The 20,431-nt window shown below is 66.1% G+C and carries 21 protein-coding genes; 11 read left to right on the forward strand and 10 right to left on the reverse strand.

Annotation, left to right across the window (positions count from 1 at the left end; translation table 11 throughout):
* Nucleotides 1-4: 4 nt before the first annotated feature.
* Together tgt and queA are read right to left on the reverse strand one after the other, a co-directional pair.
* Nucleotides 5-1,138: a tRNA guanosine(34) transglycosylase Tgt gene (gene tgt, locus AACH32_RS13010; RefSeq protein WP_338600154.1), complete on the reverse strand. Its 1,134-nt coding sequence runs from the start codon at nucleotides 1,136-1,138 to the stop codon at nucleotides 5-7.
* Nucleotides 1,138-2,229: a tRNA preQ1(34) S-adenosylmethionine ribosyltransferase-isomerase QueA gene (gene queA, locus AACH32_RS13015; RefSeq protein ID WP_338600157.1), complete on the reverse strand. Its 1,092-nt coding sequence runs from the start codon at nucleotides 2,227-2,229 to the stop codon at nucleotides 1,138-1,140. The genes tgt and queA overlap by 1 nt, the downstream gene beginning before the upstream one ends.
* Nucleotides 2,230-2,526: 297 nt before the next feature.
* Between queA and AACH32_RS13020 the strand changes: the two genes are divergently transcribed.
* The 6 genes from AACH32_RS13020 (at nucleotide 2,527) to AACH32_RS13045 (ending at nucleotide 7,963) form a co-directional block, all read left to right on the forward strand.
* Entirely contained in the window at nucleotides 2,527-2,703 is a 177-nt protein-coding gene (locus tag AACH32_RS13020; protein WP_338600160.1) for a hypothetical protein, read from the forward strand.
* A gap of 176 nt (nucleotides 2,704-2,879) precedes the next feature.
* Entirely contained in the window at nucleotides 2,880-3,479 is a 600-nt protein-coding gene (locus tag AACH32_RS13025) for a hypothetical protein (RefSeq protein ID WP_338600163.1), read from the forward strand.
* Nucleotides 3,480-3,542: 63 nt separating this feature from the next.
* Nucleotides 3,543-4,793 (forward strand): efflux RND transporter periplasmic adaptor subunit, encoded by a 1,251-nt coding sequence (locus AACH32_RS13030; RefSeq protein ID WP_338600166.1) that lies wholly within the window; start codon nucleotides 3,543-3,545, stop codon nucleotides 4,791-4,793.
* Between the two features lie 7 nt (nucleotides 4,794-4,800).
* A complete protein-coding gene (locus AACH32_RS13035; RefSeq protein WP_338600169.1) occupies nucleotides 4,801-5,529 on the forward strand; it encodes an ABC transporter ATP-binding protein in 729 nt (242 codons plus the stop codon).
* Nucleotides 5,526-6,740 (forward strand): ABC transporter permease, encoded by a 1,215-nt coding sequence (locus tag AACH32_RS13040; RefSeq protein ID WP_338600172.1) that lies wholly within the window; start codon nucleotides 5,526-5,528, stop codon nucleotides 6,738-6,740. Before AACH32_RS13035 ends, AACH32_RS13040 begins: the two co-directional genes overlap by 4 nt.
* Nucleotides 6,737-7,963 (forward strand): ABC transporter permease, encoded by a 1,227-nt coding sequence (locus AACH32_RS13045; protein ID WP_338600175.1) that lies wholly within the window; start codon nucleotides 6,737-6,739, stop codon nucleotides 7,961-7,963. The genes AACH32_RS13040 and AACH32_RS13045 overlap by 4 nt, the downstream gene beginning before the upstream one ends.
* A 144-nt stretch (nucleotides 7,964-8,107) precedes the next feature.
* Here AACH32_RS13045 and AACH32_RS13050 read toward each other — a convergent pair whose 3' ends face one another.
* The 5 genes from AACH32_RS13050 to AACH32_RS13070 all read right to left on the reverse strand — a co-directional run bounded on the left by AACH32_RS13050 (nucleotide 8,108) and on the right by AACH32_RS13070 (nucleotide 11,812).
* On the reverse strand, nucleotides 8,108-8,326 hold the full coding sequence (locus AACH32_RS13050) for a hypothetical protein (RefSeq protein ID WP_338600178.1): 219 nt from the start codon (nucleotides 8,324-8,326) through the stop codon (nucleotides 8,108-8,110).
* A gap of 2 nt (nucleotides 8,327-8,328) precedes the next feature.
* Entirely contained in the window at nucleotides 8,329-8,568 is a 240-nt protein-coding gene (locus AACH32_RS13055; protein ID WP_338600181.1) for a HypC/HybG/HupF family hydrogenase formation chaperone, read from the reverse strand.
* Entirely contained in the window at nucleotides 8,537-9,082 is a 546-nt protein-coding gene (locus AACH32_RS13060) for a HyaD/HybD family hydrogenase maturation endopeptidase (RefSeq protein ID WP_338600184.1), read from the reverse strand. The genes AACH32_RS13055 and AACH32_RS13060 overlap by 32 nt, the downstream gene beginning before the upstream one ends.
* 73 nt (nucleotides 9,083-9,155) lie before the next feature.
* On the reverse strand, nucleotides 9,156-10,814 hold the full coding sequence (locus tag AACH32_RS13065) for a nickel-dependent hydrogenase large subunit (RefSeq protein ID WP_338600186.1): 1,659 nt from the start codon (nucleotides 10,812-10,814) through the stop codon (nucleotides 9,156-9,158).
* A gap of 59 nt (nucleotides 10,815-10,873) precedes the next feature.
* Nucleotides 10,874-11,812 carry a hydrogenase small subunit gene (locus tag AACH32_RS13070; protein ID WP_338600189.1) on the reverse strand — a complete coding sequence of 313 codons (939 nt, stop codon included), beginning with the start codon at nucleotides 11,810-11,812 and terminating at the stop codon, nucleotides 10,874-10,876.
* Nucleotides 11,813-12,242: 430 nt separating this feature from the next.
* On the opposite strand from AACH32_RS13070, the gene AACH32_RS13075 reads away from it, so the two are divergent.
* From AACH32_RS13075 to AACH32_RS13085, 3 genes are all read left to right on the forward strand, one after another.
* A complete protein-coding gene (locus tag AACH32_RS13075) occupies nucleotides 12,243-14,273 on the forward strand; it encodes a VWA domain-containing protein (protein ID WP_338600192.1) in 2,031 nt (676 codons plus the stop codon).
* A gap of 8 nt (nucleotides 14,274-14,281) precedes the next feature.
* Nucleotides 14,282-14,779, forward strand: a complete 498-nt coding sequence (locus tag AACH32_RS13080) for a DUF2284 domain-containing protein (RefSeq protein WP_338600195.1) — start codon at nucleotides 14,282-14,284, stop codon at nucleotides 14,777-14,779.
* A 92-nt stretch (nucleotides 14,780-14,871) separates the two neighbouring features.
* Nucleotides 14,872-15,831 (forward strand): ATP-binding protein, encoded by a 960-nt coding sequence (locus AACH32_RS13085; protein ID WP_350341580.1) that lies wholly within the window; start codon nucleotides 14,872-14,874, stop codon nucleotides 15,829-15,831.
* A gap of 80 nt (nucleotides 15,832-15,911) precedes the next feature.
* On the opposite strand, the gene AACH32_RS13090 is transcribed toward AACH32_RS13085, so the two are convergent.
* Nucleotides 15,912-16,271, reverse strand: coding sequence for a hypothetical protein (locus AACH32_RS13090; RefSeq protein ID WP_338600200.1), 360 nt, complete (start codon nucleotides 16,269-16,271; stop codon nucleotides 15,912-15,914).
* Between the two features lie 142 nt (nucleotides 16,272-16,413).
* Here AACH32_RS13090 and AACH32_RS13095 point away from each other — a divergent pair, with 142 nt between their 5' ends.
* Both AACH32_RS13095 and AACH32_RS13100 read left to right on the forward strand, forming a co-directional pair.
* Nucleotides 16,414-17,865 (forward strand): sigma-54-dependent transcriptional regulator, encoded by a 1,452-nt coding sequence (locus AACH32_RS13095; RefSeq protein ID WP_338600203.1) that lies wholly within the window; start codon nucleotides 16,414-16,416, stop codon nucleotides 17,863-17,865.
* Nucleotides 17,866-17,989: 124 nt separating this feature from the next.
* Nucleotides 17,990-19,141 (forward strand): pyridoxal phosphate-dependent aminotransferase, encoded by a 1,152-nt coding sequence (locus AACH32_RS13100; protein WP_338600206.1) that lies wholly within the window; start codon nucleotides 17,990-17,992, stop codon nucleotides 19,139-19,141.
* A 50-nt stretch (nucleotides 19,142-19,191) separates the two neighbouring features.
* On the opposite strand, the gene AACH32_RS13105 is transcribed toward AACH32_RS13100, so the two are convergent.
* Both AACH32_RS13105 and AACH32_RS13110 read right to left on the reverse strand, forming a co-directional pair.
* Nucleotides 19,192-19,584 carry a hypothetical protein gene (locus AACH32_RS13105; protein WP_338600209.1) on the reverse strand — a complete coding sequence of 131 codons (393 nt, stop codon included), beginning with the start codon at nucleotides 19,582-19,584 and terminating at the stop codon, nucleotides 19,192-19,194.
* A 21-nt stretch (nucleotides 19,585-19,605) separates the two neighbouring features.
* Nucleotides 19,606-20,388: a DsbA family protein gene (locus AACH32_RS13110; protein WP_338600212.1), complete on the reverse strand. Its 783-nt coding sequence runs from the start codon at nucleotides 20,386-20,388 to the stop codon at nucleotides 19,606-19,608.
* Nucleotides 20,389-20,431 lie beyond the last annotated feature (43 nt).

Here is a 20,431-nt window from a genome sequence, read left to right on the forward strand (position 1 = left end):
CTCCCTAGGTTAACGCTACCCGCTCTTGGCCCGGGGACTCCAGCCCAGCGAGCACCTGGCGGGCGTAGCTGTCATATCTGTTTTCGGCGATGGCCCGGCGCAGCCCGGCCATTAACTGAAGAATGTAGTGCAAGTTGTGCACTGTGTTCAAGCGATAAGCCAACAATTCCTTGGCCATTATAAGATGGCGCAAGTAGGCCCGGCTGTAATGGCGGCAGGTGGGGCACTGGCAGCCCTCCTCCACCGGCGCGGGATCGTCCTTGAACCGGCTGTTGCGCAGGTTAAGGCGACCCCGGGAAGTCAACAGGGTCCCGTTGCGGGCCATGCGGGTGGGCAACACGCAATCGAACATGTCCACCCCCAGGCCCACGCAGCGCACCAGGTCGGCCGGCTCGCCCACCCCCATGAGGTATACAGGCTTGCCTTCCGGCAATTGGGGCGTGGTGCCCTCTATGACCTCCATCATGCGTGGCTTGGGTTCGCCCACGCTGAGGCCGCCCAGAGCGTAGCCGTCCAAATCAAGCTCTGCCAGCAATTCCACGCTACGCGCTCGCAGGTCACTATACACCCCGCCCTGCACTATTCCCAGCAGAGCGCCCCCTTTATCGCCGCGCGCGGCCAGGGCGCGGGCCGCCCAACGGGCGTCGCGCTCCAGGGAAGCGGCCAGATAATCCCGCTGGGAACCGGGCGGCGGGCACTCGTCCAAAACCATCATCAAGTCCGAGCCTAACAACTCCTGGGCCCGCACCACCGACTCCGGGGTCATGCGCAGCAGCTGGCCGTCCAGGTGGGAGCGGAAGCTGGCCCCCTCCTCGTCCAGGCTGCGCAGGCCGCTCAAGGAAAACACCTGAAACCCGCCGCTATCGGTGAGGATTGGGCCGGGCCAGTTCATGAAGCGGTGCAGCCCCCCCAGCTTGTCCACGGTCACCACCCCCGGCCGCAGCATGAGGTGGTAGGTGTTGCCCAGGATCATCTGGGCCCCCAGGCCGGAAACCTCTTCAGGCAAGAGCCCCTTGACCGTGCCCTGGGTACCCACCGGCATGAAGGCCGGGGTATCCACCACCCCCCGCCGGGTGTGCAGCCGCCCGGCGCGGGCCTTGCCGCTGACGGCGGTTATTTCGTGCCTCAAACGCGCCATCAGATTATCAACATGGCGTCGCCGTAGCTATAAAAACGATAACCCCGCTGAACGGCCTGTTCGTAGGCGGCCAAGACCCGCTCGCGGCCGGCCAGGGCGGCCACCAGCATGAGCAGGGTGGTGCGGGGCAGGTGAAAATTGGTTATGAGGCCGTCGGCCACCCGGAAGGAGTGTCCAGGCGCGATGAGCAGCTCGCACCATCCCGCGCCGGGCTGGGGCACCCCGCCGGGGCCGGGCCGCCACTCCAGGGAGCGCAGGCTGGTGGTGCCCACGGCAATGACCCGCCCTCCCCGCTTTTTGGCCATGGCCACCGCTTCGGCCGCGGCGGCGGAAATCTCCACCCACTCCGCGTGCAGGCGCCCGGCCGCCAGGCGGGCCGGGTCGGGCTCGGCAAAGGTGCCATAGCCCACGTGCAGGGTCAGGCTGGTGTGCTCCACTCCCCGGCGGGCCAGGGCGGCCAGCAATTCACGGCTCAGGTGCAGCCCGGCGGTGGGGGCGGCCACCGCGCCGGGGTGGGCGGCATACACGGTCTGGTAGCGCCGGGCGTCCGCCTGGTCCGGCCCCCGGGGTCGCTTGATGTAGGGCGGCAGAGGGGTGGCTCCCCGGGCCGCGGCCAACTCCAGGGCCGAGCCGGAAAACTCCACCAGGGCTTGCCCCCGCTTGCCCCGCTCTATTACCCGCGCCCAGGTCTCCGGTTCGCCCTCCAGGCGCAAATCGGCGCCGGGGGCCAAGGTCTTGTGGGAGCGCAGCAGGCACTCGTGACGCTCGCGACCATCGGCCAGGCGCTCTCGGGGCATGGCCGGAGACAGGAGCAATATCTCCACCTTGCCGCCGGTGGGCTTGGCCGCCCGCAAACGGGCCGGAACCACCCGGGTGTCGTTGAGGACCAACAGGTCTCCAGGACGCAGCAGCTTGGTGAGTTGGGCTATCTTGTGATGGCTGGACGGTCCCTGGCGGCGGGGCAAACAAAGCAACCGGGCCTGCACCCGGCGGCGGGCCGGGGATTGGGCGATTAGCTCCGGGGGCAGCTCATAAGCGTAGGGCGCCAGCAGGTCTTGGGGTTGGCTGTTGTGGGGGAGGGTTTCCGCCATGAGTCCCGCTTTTGGTCCCGTCAGGCCATGCCGAAAATAGTCACGGCATATTGAGTGGTTAGATGGGCAGCTCCCCCGTGGGGAGCAATTCAGTTGAACTATGCATATTACGGTGAGGCACCCCGCTTGTCAAGGAAGGCCGGGAGCTACAACTGCTTTAATCCAAAGCACTTGAGGCTTTTTGCTTGACAGAAACGGGCCGGACAAACAACCATAGGCACGTGCTATCAACCAAGGCATATACTATTACTGAACGCCCAGCCGGGCGCGCATACAAACTCAAACCGGAGTGGGCACATGGCCATCTACGTAAAGTGTAAAACCGAGGACTGCGGCAACGAAATCCTGGCGCCGGAATACGCTCAAACCCCCTTTGACAAGTTGGAAGACGCCTTGCACAAAAAAAATTACTACCTGTGCCCCAAATGCGGCCAGGTCAATCCCTACCTCAAAGAGGATCATTACGAAAAATAAACGGTATTTGAGTATGTTGGGGCGGGCCTGCCGGGCTCGCCCTTTTTTTTGCCCTCGGGGCGCCCAGAGGGCGGACCAAGTAGCCCGCCACCAAGCGGCCGCGCCGCCTTGGCTTGACACCAGAGGCCCCATGGCTTAGCGTGCCAGCAGCGGTCCTGTTCGCGGTGGAGGCTCCCATGACACAAATGGTCAAGGATTTCGATTGGCGGCGTCCAGGCACCTTTTTACCGGTGGCCATGGCCGCCTCCTTCAAGCCTCGGGCCTTTTTCGCCCAGATGGAAAACCGGGGCGACCTTATCACCCCGCTGATGTTTTTGGTGTGGGTCCATCTGTTGGCCTCCCTGGCCGCGCTCGTCGCCGGCTTCCCCCTGAGTGCCGTGGCCTGGGGTTTGGCCACCCGCCTGGTGGTGGACCTCATTTTCGTCGGCCTGGTCTACACCATCGGGCACCACATAATGCGCAATCCGCTAAACGCGGGCGGCTTTCTGCGCGTGGTGTGCTATTGCCTGGGCATCAAGCTCATCGCGGTGATCCTGCCCTTTTTGCCGGCCTATCAAGACGCCTTGATGGTGCTGGTCTATGTCTTCTTTTTCATAACCCTGTACTTCGGGCTGCGGGCGGCGGCGGGCTTCACCTTTTTGCAATCCGCCACCTGCGTGCTGTTGTCCGTGGTGGGCATGGTGCTGCTGATGAGCCTCATCGGCAACATGACCGTAACCGTGCCTTCCCAAGGCGTCGCCGGAGGCGGAGCCCCGTCCACCGGTGCCGTCCGCTAGCAACCCCAACCGCCATGTTATAAAATCTGCCCAAGTCGGCACCCTCATAATCGGGAGCGCTTCTTGAAAAAAGCCAAAGGGCTAAAATGGACGGCGGCCGCGCTGGTGATCTTGGCCCTGGCCGCGGGGCTGTGGACTTGGTGGCCCCAGGGCGATCAGGGCTTGCAGGTCAGCGGCAAAGAGTTTCAGGTCAAGCGCGGCACCATCCGACGCATGGTGGTGTCCACCGGTACGGTGAAGCCCCAGGTGGGGGCCGAGGTCAAGGTCGGCGCGCGGGTCAGCGGCCGGGTGGAAAAGCTATTGGTCAGCATCGGCCAGACGGTCAAGGCGGGCCAGGTGGTGGCCTTGATCGAGCACCAGGACCTGGAGGCCAAGCTGCGCCAGGCCCAGGCCGAGCTCAACGCCGACCAGGCCCGCCTGGTGCGGGTGCAGACCACCGGCCCCAAGGAGATCGCCCGGGCTCAGGCCGAGCTGACCGAGGCCAAGGCCACCCTGGACCTGACCACCCTGGACTATGGCCGTCAGGAGAAGATGCGCTCCAGCGACCTGGTGGCCCAGGACGCCCTGGATCGGGCCCGGGAAAAGCACCAGGTGGCCCAGGCCCGCCTCAAGGCGGCCCAAGCCAAGCTCAACCAGGTCCGCCACACCTATGAGCAGGACGTCAAGGTGGCCCAGGCCGACCTGGCCGCTTCCCAGGCCAAGCTGGCCACCGCCCAGGTAAACCTGGACTACGCCACCATCCGGGCCCCCATCGACGGCGTGGTCTCCAGCGTGTCCACCCAGGAGGGCGAGACCGTGGCCGCCAGCCTGAGCGCGCCCACCTTCATCACCATCGTGGATCTGGCCCGCCTGCAAGTGGACGATTTCGTGGACGAGACCGACATCGGCCTGGTCAAGCTGGCGCAAAAGGCCTTTTTCACGGTGGACGCTTATCCGGAGCAAAAGTTCCGGGGCGAGGTGGAGGCCATCCAGCCCTCGGCCAAGATCGTGGACGACGTGGTCTACTATCCGGTGACCGTCAAGATCCTGGGCGACTACCAGGACAAGCTCAAGCCGGAGATGACCGCCACGGTGAACATCATCGCCGGGGTGCGCCGGGACGCCCTGCTAATCCCGGCGCCGGCCATCCGCCGCAAGGCCGGCAAGACCATGGTCTACGTGAAGCGCGAGGGCACGGTGGTCCTGGTTCCGGTGGAGGTGGGCTGGACCGAGGAGTTGCGCGCCCAGATCACCAAGGGCCTTCAGGAAGGCGAGACCGTAATTATTCCCACCAGCGCCCCCCTGACCTCCGCCAGACCGGGCGCGGGGCACTGATACCCCGGTGATCAAGCTAAAGGGCATCACCAAGACCTATTACCGGGGCAAGGTTGAGACCCCGGTGCTGTTGGGCATCGACCTGCACGTGCGCCCCGGCGAGTTCCTGGCCATCATGGGCCCCTCGGGCTCTGGCAAGTCCACCTTGCTGCACATCCTGGGCCTGCTGGACCGCCCCAGCGGCGGCTCCTACCTCCTGGATGGCGCGGAGGTATCCACCCTGAGCGACGACGAGCTGGCCCGGCTGCGCAACGACAAGCTGGGCTTCGTGTTCCAGGCCTTTCACCTGCTGCCCAAATCCACCGCCCTGGACAACGTGCTGCTGCCCTTCACCTACGCCGGTCACTATCCCCCCGACGCCCGGGAGAAGGCCCGCGTGGCCTTGGGCCGGGTGGGCCTGGAGCACCGGCTGCACCACCGTCCCGGCGAGATGAGCGGCGGGGAGTGCCAGCGGGTGGCCATCGCCCGGGCCCTGGTCAACGACCCGGAAGTGATTTTCGCCGACGAGCCCACCGGCAACCTGGACCAGCGCTCCTCCCTGGAGATAATCAGCATCCTGCAGGGGCTGCACGCCGAGGGACGCACCATCGTCCTGGTCACCCACGACTCGGCGGTGGGTTGCATGTGCAACCGCTTGCTCCGGGTGGTCTACGGCAAGGTGGCCAGCGACGAGGCGGTGGCCGAGCCCACCATGGCCCTCCAGCAACTGGAGGTCCTCAAGGGCGCGGCCAAATGAACCTGGGCTGGCGCTTGATAAATGCCGCCCTTGGCTCCCTGTGGGCCTTCCGCTCCTATGCCGCGCTGATGATGATCGGCCTGATCATCGGCATCGCCTCCCTCACCGTGATTCACCAGATCGGCCAGGGGGCCCAGCAGGCGGTGAGCGCCCGCATGGCCTCCATGGGCTTTGGGGCCGACTCCTTTTTCATCTCCTCCGGCGGCGGACGCCTGGGAGTGCGCCGGGGCATGAAAAGGGTCATGACCCTGACCCCCGAGGACGCCCAGGCCATTGCCCGGGTGGACGGGGTGGCCCACGTGCTGCCCCACAAAAACGTGGCCCGTACCCAGGTTTCGGCCGGCGGCAACAACACCACCACCCGGGTGCGCGGGGCCACCCCCGGCTGGGCCGCGGCGCGCAACTGGCCCATGCTGTCGGGGCGCTTCGTCAGCCGGGCCGATATCGGGGGCAACGCCAGGGTGGCGGTGCTGGGCACCACGGTGGCCAGGGAGCTTTTCGGCACGGCCAACCCGGTGGGCAAGCGCATCCGCATCGGCCGCACTCCCTTCATCGTGGTGGGGGTGCTGGAATCCAAGGGCGCCAGCAGTTGGCACGACCGCGACGACATGGTGCTGGTGCCCCTGTCCACGGCCACCAAACGCCTGAGCCGCGACGACAAGCTCAGCGGCATGCGGGTCACCATGAACGACGCGCGGCGGGTGGAAGAGGTCAAGGCCGAGGTGACCCGCGTTTTGCGGGAAAACCACACCCTGGGACCGGGGGTGCCCGACGACTTCTTGATCATCACTCCCGACGAGTTGATGAAGCTCATCACCCGCCAGAGCCGTTCCCTGGTGGTCATGCTCACCTTTGTCAGCGCGGTGAGCCTGTTCGTCTCCGGGGTGGTGATCATGAACATCATGCTGGTGGCGGTAAGCGAGCGGGCCTATGAGATCGGGGTGCGCCGGGCGGTGGGGGCCAGGCGGCGCGACATCCTCTATCAGATCCTGGTGGAGTCGCTCATGGTGGCGGCGGCGGGCGGGGTGTGCGGCCTGCTCTTTGGCCTGCTCTTGTCCTACCTGGCCACCTGGCTGTTGGCCATACCCACCGCCTTCAGCCCCATGGGCTTCTTGTGGGCCCTGGGTTTCAGCGCGGCGGTGGGCCTTTTCTTCGGCGTGGCCCCGGCCAAAAAAGCGGCCGGCCTCAACCCGGTGGAGGCCCTTCGATGAACCTGATGCGCTCCCGCCGCCTCATGGCCGCCGCCTGGGAGGGGTTGTGGGGCCACCGCCTGCGCGCCGCTCTGGCCGCGGGGGGGCTTTTGGTGGGGGTGGCCGCGGTGGTGGTGATGGTGGCCGTGGGTCAGGGCACGCGCAACCAGGTGTTGGAGCGCATCACCGCCCTGGGCACCAACGCAATCTGGGTGCACTCGGCCAAGCGCGCCTTCAGCGGCCTGCGCGGGCGCACCACCAGCGCGGTCTCCGTCCTGGAACCAAGCGACGCCGAGGCCATCGGGCGCCTGGAAGGGGCCGAGGGCGCCACGGCCCTGGATACGCGACTGGTGCGCATTTCCGGTCCGGAAGGCACCACCGACGCCCAGGTGGTTTCCTCGCTGCCCAACATCTTCGAGTTGGAGGGCCAAGGCTTAAGCGAAGGCCGCTTTTTCAACGCCTTGGAAGAGCGCTCCGGCAAGCGGGTGGCGGTGATCGGCCGGACCCTGCGCGAGCACCTGGCCGGGGAAAACTCCCTGGTGGGGCGCACCATCGAGCTCAAGAAGCAGCCTTTCCTGGTGGTGGGGGAGCTCTTGCCCAAGGGCGTGGACGCCAACGGCAACGACCTGGACGACCGGCTCTACATTCCCCTCAAGACCGGCCAGGCGCGCCTGATGGGCGGCAGGCGCTACGTGGGGCTTCTGCTGGCCAAGGCCGAAAGCGAGGACGCTATCGGCGGCTTGACCCAGGAGATCACCCGGCTGCTGCGCCAACGGCACAACCTGCGCCCCGGCCAGCCTGACGATTTTTCCCTGTACACCCAGCTGGAGGCCATCCAGACCAGGGAGGAGTCCAGCCGCATCTTTTCGGCCACCATTACCGGCGTGGCCGCCGTTAGCCTATTGGTGGCCGGGGTGGGCATCATGGCGGTGCTGCTCATCTCGGTAAAGGAGCGCACCACCGAGATAGGCCTGCGCCGGGCGGTGGGGGCCAGGCGGCGCGATATCCTCTGGCAGTTTTTGGCCGAGGCGGTGATCCTGGGCCTGGCCGGGGGGGGCGGCGGGGCCTTGCTGGGCCTGGCGGCGGCCCTGGCGGTGCGGCTCTTCGGCTCCCTGGATTTCGCCCTGCCCGTGGCCCCGGCGGTGGGCGCGGGCTTTTTGGGCCTGGTCATATCCATGGTCTTCGGCCTGGCCCCGGCCCGCCGGGCGGCGGGCCTCACCCCGGTGGAGGCCCTCAGAGACTAGGCCGCGCCGTCCGCCCCAAAGCAACGAGGCCGCCCGCTATCGCGAACAGCCTCCTCGCATCGGACCAACATCCGGCATCACCTTCGCCTGCAGCCGCCTGACCAGAGGCCGCCGGCGCGGCATGGCGCTTTCCGGCCGACCGCGCTAAGCCCCGAACTGGGCCCCGCAATAAGGGCAGTAATTGAAGCCGGTGTCGTGCAGGGCCTCGCCGCAGGCGCTGCAGCGAGTGATCATCTCATTGGCGCAAAAGGGGCAGTAGAGGAAGCAGCCGCACTGCTCGCGCGCCTCCAAGGGCATATCCTGCCACTGTTCCTGGCAATCCTGTTCCTGGCAAACCTTTTCCTTGCGGGCCGTATCGGACATGTCTATTCTCCCGTCCCCTCCTGGGGGACTTTTTCGGTAAGCTCCCGGAGCAGTTCCAGGGAGGCCAGGGCGTCGTCTTCCTGGACCTTGTGCAGGGCAAAGCCCGCGTGGGTTATCACGTAGTCGCCCAATTCCAACTCCGGCACCATCAGGGTAGAGATGCGCCGGTGCACCCCGCCCACCTCCACGGTGGCCATGTCCTGGGCCAGCTCAATTACCTTGGCTGGTATGGCCAAACACATTGGTCACCTCGCGGGGTTGGGCGGCGGGGCGGGCCGGAGAGCCCAGGCGCTCCAGTTCCAGGAGCACCTGCTCCACCAGGGGCTCCACCGCCTTTTCCACCCTGGGGGTCAGTTCCAGACCGTAGTGGTCGATGTCGTCGAACTCCACCCCTATGACCACCACCTCGGGCGGGGTGCCCATGAGGGGCAGCAGGGCCATGGTCTCCATCAGGTCTATCTGGTGCAGGCTGTCCTTGTATTGGATGTGCTCGGGCCGGGCCTCCCAGGGGAAGCGGTAGACCGTGCCGGGCTCTTCGCCGCCGCGCACCGCGTCCACCACGATCACCCGCTGGGCCTCCATCATGGTCCCGGACAGGGCCAGGCCCAGCACGCCGCCGTCCACCACCTTGACGTTGGGCGGAAAGTCGTAGCGGGCCATCAACTCATGGACCACCCGCACGCCCACCCCTTCGTCGGTGAGCAGCACGTTGCCCACTCCCAGCACCAGAATTTCTTGTGCCTCGGGCTCGTTCATCTTGGCCTCAAATATAGCAGAAAGGCGGCGGGGCAGCGATGATCCCGCCGCCCCGCCGCCCGTGATCAGGCGCCTAGCATACCTTGAACTTGCGCACCTCGTTGGTGTCCGGATCTATCACGTGCACCCCACAGGCGATGCAGGGGTCAAAGGAGTGCACCGTGCGGATGATCTCCAGGGGAGCCTTGGGATCGGCCACCGGGGTGCCGATAAGGGCCTCCTCCACCGGGCCCACCTGGCCCTGGGCGTCGCGGGGCCCCAGATTCCAGGTGGAGGGCACCACCAGCTGGTAGTTGGCGATCTTGTCTTCCTTGTCCTGGTGAATCCAGTGGCCCAGGGCGCCGCGCGGCACGTCTATGAGCCCGTAGCCCATGGTCTCGCCGGGCCATTTCCACTCGGCCACGGTCTCCACTTTGCCGTCGCGGATCAGCTCGATGGCCTCGTTGATCCAGGCGGCCATTTCGTCGGCGATGACCTTGGTCTCGATGGCCCGGGCGGCGGTGCGTCCCAGGGTGCTGAACAGGGCCGTGGCCGGCACGTTGAGGTGCTTGAGGGTGGCCTCCACCATGGTCTTCACGCCGGGCTGGCCCTTGGCGTAGGCGGTCAACACCTGGGCCAGGGGCCCCACCTCCATGGGCTTGCCATGATAGCGGGGGGCCTTGAACCAGGAGTATTTGCCGTCATAGTCGAAACGGGCGTTGTCCAGCGGCTCGGTGACCCCCTTGGCCGGCGGCAGGGGCGGACCGTTCTTGTACCAGGCCCGGGTCACCTCTTCGGTGATGGCCTCCGGGTCCACGGCGGAGATGCCCCCCAGGTCGCGGTTCATGATGACCCCGCCGGGCATGAAGAACTTCTCTTCCAAATAGCGGCCCGAGTTTTGCGGGAAGCCGCCGTAGGCCAGGAAGTTGGTGCAACCGCCGATGTTGCGGGCGCCCCAGTCCTTGTAGAAGCTGGCCACGGCCAACACGTCGGGGATGTAGACGTTGTCGATAAACTCCTGCATCTCCTTGAGGTAGTAAAGGAACTCGGCCAGGCGGTCCACGTTGCTGATGTCGCGCACGCAGGTGACTCCGCCGGTGCAGTAGGCCTGCACGTGGGGGTTCTTGGCGCCGAAAATGGCCATCATGCGCGCCGCCCGGGACTGGATGCGCAGAAGCATTAGGTAGTGGGTAACGGCCAGCAGGTTGGCCTCCGGGGGCAGGCGGTAGTCGGGGTGGCCCCAATAGCCGTTGGCAAAGGGCCCCAGCTGGCCGCTGGCCACCAAGGTCTGAAGTTTTTCTTTGACCGCCCTGAAATCCGCGGCGCCGCTGTTGGGGTAGTTGCCCAACTGGTCGGCCAGGGCGGCGGTCTTCTTGGGATCGGCCTTCATGGCGCTGACCACGTCCACCCAGTCCAATGCGCTGAGCACGTAGAAGTGGACCATGTGGTCGTGCAGGAACTGGGCGCCGTGCACCAGGTTGCGGCAGATGCGGGCCAGGGGCGGAATTTTCACTCGCACCGCGTCGTCCAGGGTGCGGATGGAGGCCAAGGCGTGCACCTCGGTGCACACCCCGCAGGCGCGCTGGGTGAGCAAGGGAGCGTCACGGGGATCGCGTCCTTGCAGAATTATTTCCAAACCGCGAAAAAGCTGGGCCGAAGACCAGGCGTTGGTTACCTTGCCGTCTTCAATCTCCACATCGATGCGCAGGTGCCCTTCAATGCGGGTTATGGGATCGATGGTGTATTTGGCCATCTGAATCGTCCTCCTTCAGGGAACTGGTTTGGTTCAGCTAAACCTTCCGTCGGTCCGGTTTAGATGGACACATAGAAGGGGGACTGCTCGTCCCAGAAGTTCGGCTCGGAGCAACCGATGCAGGGGTGCCCCGCCCCCACCGGCCAGTTGGTGCCGTCGTTAAACTTGATCAGAGGACAGTTGTTGTAGGTGTTGGGGCCTTTGCATCCCATCTCGAACAGGCAATAGCCCTTCATGGCTCCGTCGTCGCCGAAGGTCTTCACGAACTCCCCGTTCTCGTAGTGGGAGCGGCGGGGGCAGTTCTCGTGGATGGTCTGGCCATAGGCGAACAAAGGACGGCCGTTGTCATCCAGGGCGGGCAGCTTGCCCAGCAGCAGGAAGTGCACCACCGTGGAGACCATGTTGATCACGTTGGGCGGACAGCCGGACACGTTCACCGTCTTGATGCCGGTGGCCTCGCTCACGCTCATGGCCTTGGTGGGGTTGGGGGCCGCGGCCTGCACCCCGCCGAAGCAGGCGCAGTTGCCCACACAGATGGTGGCCAGGGCATGCTTGGTGGTCTCCTTGGCGATCTCCAGCATGGTGCGGCCGCCCACCCGGCCGTAGATGCCGTCGTTTTTGGTGGGGACGCCGCCCTCGCACACCAGGATGTATTTGCCATCGTATTTGGCCATGGCATCGCTAAGGGACTTTTCAGCGTTGTGGCCCGAGGGAGCCATGATGGTCTCGTGATAGGCCACGTTGATGATGTCCAGGAGAATCTGGTCGATCCAAGGGCGGGTGCTGCGGATAAAGGACTCGCTGCACCCGGTGCACTCGGCGAAATGCAACCAGATGACCGTGGGGCGCTGTTTGGTCACCATGGCCTCGGCCACCTTGGGAATCATGTTGGGGGCCAGGCCCAACACCGAGGTGACCACCGTGGCGTATTTTATAAAATCACGCCGGTTTACTCCCTTGGCGTCTATCGTGCTCAACACTTCTGCCTTTAGCTCCATCGCTCTTTCCCTTCTCGCTCCCCCCGTTAGCGTTGTGGGGAAACAACCTTGATAACAGTTGGTTGCCTAAGACTCACACCTATCCCTCGGGCCTACGGACTTACGCCCTTACGGCCTATGCCGCAGAAGGAACGGTGTTTTTGGGCTTATAAGCGGCGCGTTCGGTAGGATAGCAACAGACCCGGGGCAGAGGTCGGAGCGAGAATCGGAGATTGTGCTCAAGTGCTCACCACACCGCATTTGTGTTATCATCATGGACTTTTAGCGGCTTCGCGGTCAAGTCGATTTTACTTATTAATAGTTATTACTTTAATAAATTATATGGCCATGGGTAGGCCTGCATTTCAGGTCTATTTCCGCCTTGCTTTACACCTTCTTCCGGCCAACATATACTCCAAGCATTACGGTAAAAGAGAGAGTTAACTTGGCCATGGCTTTCCAAAGCAGCGCTCCGGCCGACCACGCAGGCTATCCCTTCGCGGCCATAGTGGGGCAAGACCGTCTGAAAAGGGCCCTCTTGCTCTTGGGGGTGGATCTGGGCCTGGGCGGGGTGCTGCTGCGGGGGGAAAAGGGTACGGCCAAGTCCACCGCCGCCCGGGCCCTGGCCGCGCTGCTGCCTCCCATCGCGGTGGTGGACGCCTGTCCCCAGGGCTGCGATCCGGCCGGGCCCCTTTGCCCGGCCTGCGCCGCCCGCCCCGCTCCCCTGCCCAAGCGCCTAGTGCCAACGCCCTTTGTGGAGCTTCCCCTGGGAGCCGGCGAGGACTGCCTGGCGGGCAGCATCGACCTGGCCGCCGCGGTGCGCCGGGGGGAGTTGCGCGCCCGCCTGGGGCTGTTGGCCCGGGCCCACCGGGGGGTGCTCTACATCGACGAGGTCAACCTCCTGCCCCCTCATCTGGCCCACCTGGTGCTGGACGCGGCGGCTTCCGGGGTGGCCCATCTGGAGCGCGAAGGCCTCAGCCTGAGCCACCCGGCCCGCTTCGCCCTGGTGGCTTCCTACAACCCCGAAGAAGGACCCCTGAGCCCCCAACTGGCCGACCGCTTCGGCCTGTGCGTGCAGGTGAGCGGAGAGCCGGACCCGACCCTCAGGGTTGAGGTGCTGCGCCGCCGCCTGGCCTTTGAAAACGACCCCGCGGCCTTTGCCGCCCGCTGGGCCCCGGCCGAGGACGAGCTGCGCCGCCGCCTGGTGCGGGCCCGCGCCCTGCTGCCCGAGGTGCTGGTGAGCCCGCCGGCCCGCCGCCAAGCCGCCCTGCTGGCCGCCCGAGCCCACAGCCAGGGGCAGCGGGGCGAGCTGGCCTGCATCCGCGCGGCGCGGGCCCTGGCCGCCTGGCGCGGCCTGGCGGAGGTGGCCCCCGAGCTGGTGGACGAGGTGGCCCCCCTGGCCCTCTTGCACCGGGCCAGGCGTGCCAACGCCCCGACGCCCCCTCCCCTGCCCCGGGTGCTACGCGAAGAGTTGCCGCCCGAGGAGGCCCAAGCCGCCCGCGCCGAGCCGGTGGAGCGGGAGATGGCCCAGAGCGGCGACCAGCCCGGCCAGGAGCGAAGCCTGCGCATCCTGAGCCCCGGCGAGGTGCGCCCGGTGGCCACCCGCCTGCCCGCCCGGGAATCCACCAGTCGGGTGCAGGCGGGCCGCCGCGACAGCCGCGAGGTGACCGGATCCCGGGGACGCTACATCCGGGCCTCGGCCCAGCGCCTGGGGCGGGGTTTGGCCCTGGACGCCACCTTCCGGGCCGCCGCGCCCCATCAAATAAGCCGCCGCACTCCCGGCGGCCCGGCCCTGGTGGTCAGGGAGCCGGACATCCGGGAAAAGGTGCGCGCCGCCCGGCGGGGCCGCCTACTGGTGTTTTGCGTGGACGCCTCGGGCTCCATGAACGCGGCCGCGCGCATGAAGACCACCAAGGCCGCGGTGCTGGGGGTGCTCACCGAGGCCTACCAGAAGCGCGACCGGGTGGGCCTGGTGGCCTTTGGCGGCACAGGAGCGCGGGAGCTGTTGCCCCCCACCTCCAGCGTGGAGGTGGCCCGGCGCATGCTGGCCGAGTTGCCCACCGGCGGCAAGACCCCCCTGGCCGCCGGTCTGGTCAGCCTGGCCGCCGTGCTGGAACGGGAACTGGCCGCCGATCCCAAGCTCACCCCCCTGGCCATCATCATGACCGACGGGCGGCCCAACGTGCCCTTGGCCGCCGGCCAGGGCCTGGGCTATGATCCGGGCAAGGCGGGCAACAAGGGCGGCGGCTGGGGCGACGGCTGGGGCGACGGCGGCTACGCCGACCGGGAGGTCTTGAACCTGGCCCGCCGCCTGCACACCAGCTTCCGGGCCCGCTTCGTGGTGGTGGACACCGACACCGGCCATCACCACGAGATAAACCTGTGCCGGGCCATGGCCGAATACCTGGGGGCCCATTGCGTATCCCTGCGCCGCCTCACCGCCGAGGGGGTGCTGGATCTGGTGCGGCGGCACTGGGAATGAGGAGGGGTGTGGAAAAATACCGCCAATTGGGCCTGGAGATGGGCCTCAGCCACGTGGTGCCCCTGGGGCCGGAGCAGGTGTTCTTCGATCCCCGAGCGCGGCTCAAATGCCGCTGGGGCTGCGAGGACTTCCACCAGCCCACCATCAAGTGCGGAGCGCGCGGCCTGAGCCAGGCCGAGTGCGTGGAGATGATAAACCGCTATTCGGATATCCTGCTCTTGCATGGCCACGACGCCCATGTTTTGAGCAAGGCGGTGTTGGCCTTGGAAGCGGCGGCTTTCCATGACGGCCACTACTTCGCCTTTGGGGTTAGGTATTGTAAACTCTGTCCCTCCTGCGCGGTGGACCGGGGCAAGGAGTGCATCCAGCCCGACAAGGTGCGCCCCTGCGACCAGGCCATGGGCATAGACGTGTACCGCACCGCCCGGGCGGCGGGCCTGCCCATCCGGGTGTTGCAGAGCCGAGACGAACAACAGAACCGCTACGGCTTCGTGCTGATTAATTGAGCGAGCAAGGAAAAGCAGCCTTGGACAAACAGACTTCGGATAAATCGGCCAATCCCGCCTACCCCTTCGCGGCCATCGTGGGCCAGAACGACATGAAGCTGGCCCTGATTCTCAACGTGGTCAACCCCAAGGTGGGCGGCGTGTTGATTCGCGGCGAAAAGGGCACGGCCAAGTCCACCGCGGTGCGAGCCCTGGCCCGCCTGCTGCCCGCCCAGCCCACGGTGAGCGACTGCCCCTACAACTGCGACCCGGCCAACCCCTGCCCCGCCTGCCGGGAGCGCCTGGCCGCCGGCGAGAGTTTGCCCGTGGAGCAGCGGCGGGTCCGGGTGGTGGAGCTGCCGGTGGGAGCCACCGAGGACCGCCTCTTGGGCACCCTGGACCTGGAAGCGGCGTTGAGCGAGGGCGAGGCCCGCTTCTCGCCGGGCATCCTGGCCGCGGCCAACCGCCAGATTCTCTACGTGGACGAGGTGAACCTCTTGGACGACCACCTGGTGGATGTGCTGTTGGACGCGGCGGCCATGGGGGTGAACACGGTGGAGCGCGAGTCGGTGAGCCTGAGCCATCCGGCGGCCTTCACCCTGGTGGGCACCATGAACCCCGAGGAAGGCGAACTCAGGCCTCAGCTCACCGACCGCTTCGGCCTGTGCGTGCAGGTCAAGGGCCTGGCCGACCCCGCCCTGCGCCAGGAGGTGATCGTGCGCCAGTTGGCCTGGGAGGCCGATCCGGCCGCCTTTGCCGCCGCCTGGGCCACGGAAGGCGAGGCCATAGGCCTCTCCATCGCCCAGGCCAGGGAGCTACTGCCCTCGGTGCAGGCCGGACCGGGGGTGTTGGAGCGGGTGGTGGCGGTGAGCCTGGGCCTGGGCACCGACGGCCACCGGGGCGACCTCACCCTGCTCAAGGGCGCGCTGACCCTGGCCGCCTGGGAGGAGCGCGGCGAGGCCACCTTGGATGACGTGAACCGCGCGGCCCTGTTGGCCCTGCCCCACCGCTTGCGGCGGCGGCCCCTGGCCGAGATGGAGTTCGACATCGCCGACAAGATCAAGCGAATATGAGCCAGGGTTTGGTTACGGATTGCCCGGCATATTTTGACGAGGCTCCGTAACCGCCATGAGGGGCCTGGCGTTGCCGTAACTCAGTCCTGATCCTTGAAATGCTTGAAGGCCTTGCCGCCATCGGGCATCATGGCCCCCCGCACCAGCTCCATGTGCCGGAGGGAGGCGATCTCGCGCATGAGGGCGGCCTCCTCCAGGCCCGTGGCCTTTATCAAATCCGCCAGGCTGGCGTGTCCCTGTTCACCGATCAGCTTGAGGATGGTCTCCTGGGCCGCGTTCAACTCCTGGGTGTCCAGGCGGCTGGCTGTGTAGGTGGCCCAGGGATCGCAGGTCTTGGCCGGGCTGATGGCGTCGATGTAGCAATCTTCGCACAGTTTGAGCCCCCCGTGTTCGCGCATCTCGTCCGGTTCCATGCTGGTGTTGCATTTTTCGCAGAGCATTGTTACCTCCATTCATGGCCCTGTATATTTCGATACCCCAGGATGGGCCGCAATGCAACCGAGGCAAAGCCCTGGCCAACTCCGGGCCGTGGCGGCATAATGGGATAGCCTTGCCCCAGGCTATAATCGAGGGAGCTCGGAGATGACCGCCCGTTCGTCCTACGCCAAACCAACGGCCACGGCCAAGAAGCTTTCGGCCCTGGTGCTGGCCCAAGATCAGCCCACCCTTGATGGCATCAATCAAGGTTTGCGAAGCAGTTTTGAGTTGAGACTGGTTTCCAGTTTTCAGCAGGCGCAGGAATACTTGCGCCAACAGGCCGTGGACCTGCTGCTGGTGGAAGCCCACTTGGCGGACGCGGAATTGCCCGAGCTGCTGGGTGAAATGGCCAACCGCTTCCCCCATGCCCCCGTTATCCTGCTGACCGGCCTCAGCGAGGTGGATTACGCCCTGGACGCCATCGGTTTGGGGGCAGCCGACTACTTGCGCAAGCCCTTTACCATGGGAGAGCTGCGCCACACCCTGAGCCGTGCCATGGAACGTCAGCGATTGCGCAGGGAGTTGGAGATCATCCGCTCGGGCCCGGCCCGCAGCCTGGCCTCCGTCATAGCCCGGGACACGCTGATGAAGGAGGTGTGCCACCTGGCCGAAACCGTGGCCGGCACCGACGTGACCGTGCTGCTCAGCGGAGAGACCGGCACCGGCAAGGGCCTCTTGTCCCGGGCCATCCACGACAGCTCGCCGCGCCGGGAAGGTCCCTTTGTGGAGATAAACTGCGCGGCCATTCCGGCCACCTTGATCGAGAGCGAGCTGTTCGGGCACGAGCGGGGTTCCTTCACCGGGGCGGTGGCCCGCAAGATCGGCCGGGTGGAGGCGGCGGCCAAAGGCACCCTGTTCCTGGACGAGGTGGGCGAGATGCCCTTGGACATGCAGGCCAAGATGCTGCGCTTTTTGCAGGAATTCACCTTCGAACGGGTGGGGGGCACCGAAAAGCTCAAGGCCGAGGTGCGGGTCATCGCGGCCAGCAACCGCGACCTGGGCCAGGCGGTGCGCCAAGGCCTGTTCCGGGAGGATCTGTTTTACCGGTTGCACGTCATAGAGCTCAGGGTGCCCGCCCTGCGCGAGCGTCGCGAGGACATCCTGCCCTTGGCCGAGCACTTCCGGGAGATTTTCAGCGCCAAGTACGACAAGCCGGTGCTGGGCTTTTCTCCCGCGGCCACCGGCCAGATGATGCACCACGCCTGGCCCGGCAACGTTCGCGAGATGGAGCACGCCGTGGAGCGCGCGGTGATCCTCTGCCCCGGCGACGTCATCGACCGCCTGGACCTGGCCACCGATTCCCTGACGCCATTGTCGCCGCCCGCACCGCTCAATGAGCCTGAGCACGGCCCCCGGATCAACCTGGACATCCCCCTGGCGGATTTCCTGGCCATGCACGAGCGGGATTATTTGGCCGCCCAACTGGGTCAAAGCCGAGGCAGGATCAGCCGCACCGCCCAAGCGGCGGGGCTGAACCCCAAGACCTTGTACTTGAAGATGCAGCGTCACGGTCTGCGCAAGGAGGACTTTCGCGACGATGGTGACGAGGAAAAGTAGCCGAGGTAAGGTTAGCAATCGTCAGGGGGGCATGTAATAATTCGCTGATTGCGTTTTGATTATTGGCCGCGGCGGCTGCTCGGCGAGGAGCGGGCCGGGTCTTTGGCGAGCGAGGGACGGCAGCGTGATTGATAACGACCTGGATAAATCGCAGGAGCGGGCTTTGGCGGTGTTCGGCGGCGACGCCGTGCACGGGGGCGACATATGGGGCTGGTCGCGGCGACTGAACAAGCCGGTGGACGAAATACTGGACCTGTCGGCCTCCCTGAACCCCCTGGGGCCGCCTCCCGGCCTGGACCAAGCAATAGCCAGGGCCATGAGCGGGATATGCCACTACCCCGACCGCCTATCCTATGAGTTCCGCGAGACCCTGGCCGGCAAGCTGGGCACCAGCGCCACTTGTCTTCTGCCGGGCAACGGCTCCACCGCGCTGATCCGCATGATCGCCCGCGCCCTGGACCTGAAAAACATCGTGCTGCTGGCTCCCGCTTTTGGGGAGATGGCCCGTTCCCTGGCCATCGCCGGGCGTCACTTCCACTATTTGCTCACCCGCGAGCAGGACGGCTTCGTGCCCACCTTCCATGACCTGGAAAACCTGTGGGACATGGAGCCCTCGGCGGTGATCTTCAGCAACCCCACCACTCCGGCGGGCACCCTCATCCCCCGCGATATCCTCGACAGCATCATCGAGCGCGCCGCCCGCCGGCGGGTGTGGGTGGTGGTGGACGAGGCCTTCATCGACTTCGCGGACGAACAGGCCCGCTCCTGGGCCTGCGAGGCCATGAAGCGACACAAGCGGCTTTTGGTGTTGCGCTCGCTCACCAAGTTCTTTTGCATCGCCGGGCTTCGCCTGGGCTATGCCATGGCCGACGCCGACACCCTGAGCGATTTCGCTCCCCTGGGCCAGCCCTGGTCGGTCAACACCCTGGCCCAGGCCGCGGGCGTGTTCTGTCTGGGCCAGGATGAGTACGTCCAAAAGACCCGCGAGTCCATGGACCGCTGGCGCCGGGAGCAGACGGCCGCCTTGGACGAGCTGGGGCTGGGTCCCATGCGCGGCGTGGCCAACTACCTGCTGTGCCGCCTGCCGGGCGACGGACCCACCGCCGCCCAAGTGGCCGCTCACACCGCCCAGCAGGGAGTGCTGGTGCGCCCGGCCGCCTCTTTCGTGGGCTGCGGCGAGCACCATCTCAGGGTAGCGGTGACCACCACCGAGGAGCAGCAACGGCTGCTGGCGGCGCTGCGACCGGCCCTGGCCCAAAAGGTTGACCGAGTTTAGATTGGAATTCTACAAGGGCTGTTCCCGGCAAGCCGGGAGGTCCATCAGCCCTATTGACGAACCAGGGCCTCCAATAGCAGCTCGCCCAGGCGGCGGCCGTTGGCGCTCACCTGCTTGATGCCCTCGGGCTCCAGGCCGTCCCAATGGCAACCCGCGGTGACCACCACCCTGGTCTCCAGCCGGGCCGAGAGCAACTCGGCGATCGCCTGGGCCAGGCGGTCCTCCTTGTGGCTGGGATAGGTGAACACCGAGGCGGTGGCGCTGGTTCTCGCGGGGTCTGCAAGCGAGGGGCGCGGCGCGGCCATGGCCACCGCCCCCACGTGGGGCAGCTCTCCCCCGGTAATCAACACCACCAAATCCGGTCCCACCCAAAAGGCGCTGGCGCTGATGTCCAGGCGGCCGGAACCGGTGCTGACCGACAGGCTTTCGGGCATGGCTGACATGGCCCCTCCCCTCACAGGCATTTACTCCAAAGGCTCCAGCTTTTGCTTCTGGCTGATGGCATACACATCCTCAAAGGCGGCCACCGGGGCCGGTCCGCGTATGACCACCCCAGCCACCACGAAGCCCGGAGTGCCGTCCATCTTGAAGGCCTTGGCCTCTTCCCGGTCCTTATTGAGGAGTTGCTCCAGGCTTTTGTCGGCCAGGTCCCGGCTCAGGCGGGCCTGATCGACGCCCAGCTTTTTCAGCAAGGGCTGCACCGAGCCGATCCCCTTTTTGGCTATGATCTCCTGGTCCTTGAAGACCTCCTGGTAAAACCTCCAGGCCTTGGCCGGGTCTTGGCGGCCGATGGCCTCGTAGTACAGCGCCAGTTGTTTGGCCAGATCCGAACCGGGCGAATGCTTTACCAGCAGCTTGAAGCGGTGGGGGTCCTTGGCCAGCAAGTTCTCCAGGTTTTGGGCGGCCTGGCGGCAGGCGGGGCACATGAAGTCGGTATACTCCACCACCAGCACCTTGGCCTGGGGGTCGCCCAGTATGGGCCGCCGGGGGTCCACCGTGGGGACCAAGGGGTTGGCCAGGCCCCGCTCGATGTTGGCGCGCCAGATCAGGCGCTGGCGAATCTCGCGCCCCTGCATGACCAGGTCGTAAAGCTCCACCTTGTGGTGGGAGAGCACCTCCATGACCGCCTCGGGATGCTTGGCGAGGTAGTCCTTGATCTGCTCCGGGCTGGGATTTTGGGCCAGCGCCGGGATGGACGCGAGGCAGCAACAGAGCAAAATTAACAGGCCGAACCTTTTTGCTGGCAAGGACCGATCCTCCTTGGCGCGCCGGATGGAAACCGGCTTGGGT

It is taken from the genome of Desulfoferula mesophila (assembly GCF_037076455.1).
In the GTDB taxonomy this organism is placed as follows: domain Bacteria; phylum Desulfobacterota; class Desulfarculia; order Desulfarculales; family Desulfarculaceae; genus Desulfoferula; species Desulfoferula mesophila.

Bases quoted from the DNA above. Each gene is read 5' to 3' on its own strand.
- tgt (WP_338600154.1), bottom strand. From the start codon at position 1,138: ATGGCGCGTTTGAGGCACGAAATAACCGCCGTCAGCGGCAAGGCCCGC.
- queA (WP_338600157.1), bottom strand. From the start codon at position 2,229: ATGGCGGAAACCCTCCCCCACAACAGCCAACCCCAAGACCTGCTGGCG.
- AACH32_RS13020 (WP_338600160.1), top strand. From the start codon at position 2,527: ATGGCCATCTACGTAAAGTGTAAAACCGAGGACTGCGGCAACGAAATC.
- AACH32_RS13025 (WP_338600163.1), top strand. From the start codon at position 2,880: ATGACACAAATGGTCAAGGATTTCGATTGGCGGCGTCCAGGCACCTTT.
- AACH32_RS13040 (WP_338600172.1), top strand. From the start codon at position 5,526: ATGAACCTGGGCTGGCGCTTGATAAATGCCGCCCTTGGCTCCCTGTGG.
- AACH32_RS13045 (WP_338600175.1), top strand. From the start codon at position 6,737: ATGAACCTGATGCGCTCCCGCCGCCTCATGGCCGCCGCCTGGGAGGGG.
- AACH32_RS13050 (WP_338600178.1), bottom strand. From the start codon at position 8,326: ATGTCCGATACGGCCCGCAAGGAAAAGGTTTGCCAGGAACAGGATTGC.
- AACH32_RS13055 (WP_338600181.1), bottom strand. From the start codon at position 8,568: ATGTGTTTGGCCATACCAGCCAAGGTAATTGAGCTGGCCCAGGACATG.
- AACH32_RS13060 (WP_338600184.1), bottom strand. From the start codon at position 9,082: ATGAACGAGCCCGAGGCACAAGAAATTCTGGTGCTGGGAGTGGGCAAC.
- AACH32_RS13065 (WP_338600186.1), bottom strand. From the start codon at position 10,814: ATGGCCAAATACACCATCGATCCCATAACCCGCATTGAAGGGCACCTG.
- AACH32_RS13070 (WP_338600189.1), bottom strand. From the start codon at position 11,812: ATGGAGCTAAAGGCAGAAGTGTTGAGCACGATAGACGCCAAGGGAGTA.
- AACH32_RS13075 (WP_338600192.1), top strand. From the start codon at position 12,243: ATGGCTTTCCAAAGCAGCGCTCCGGCCGACCACGCAGGCTATCCCTTC.
- AACH32_RS13085 (WP_350341580.1), top strand. From the start codon at position 14,872: ATGAAGCTGGCCCTGATTCTCAACGTGGTCAACCCCAAGGTGGGCGGC.
- AACH32_RS13090 (WP_338600200.1), bottom strand. From the start codon at position 16,271: ATGCTCTGCGAAAAATGCAACACCAGCATGGAACCGGACGAGATGCGC.
- AACH32_RS13095 (WP_338600203.1), top strand. From the start codon at position 16,414: ATGACCGCCCGTTCGTCCTACGCCAAACCAACGGCCACGGCCAAGAAG.
- AACH32_RS13105 (WP_338600209.1), bottom strand. From the start codon at position 19,584: ATGTCAGCCATGCCCGAAAGCCTGTCGGTCAGCACCGGTTCCGGCCGC.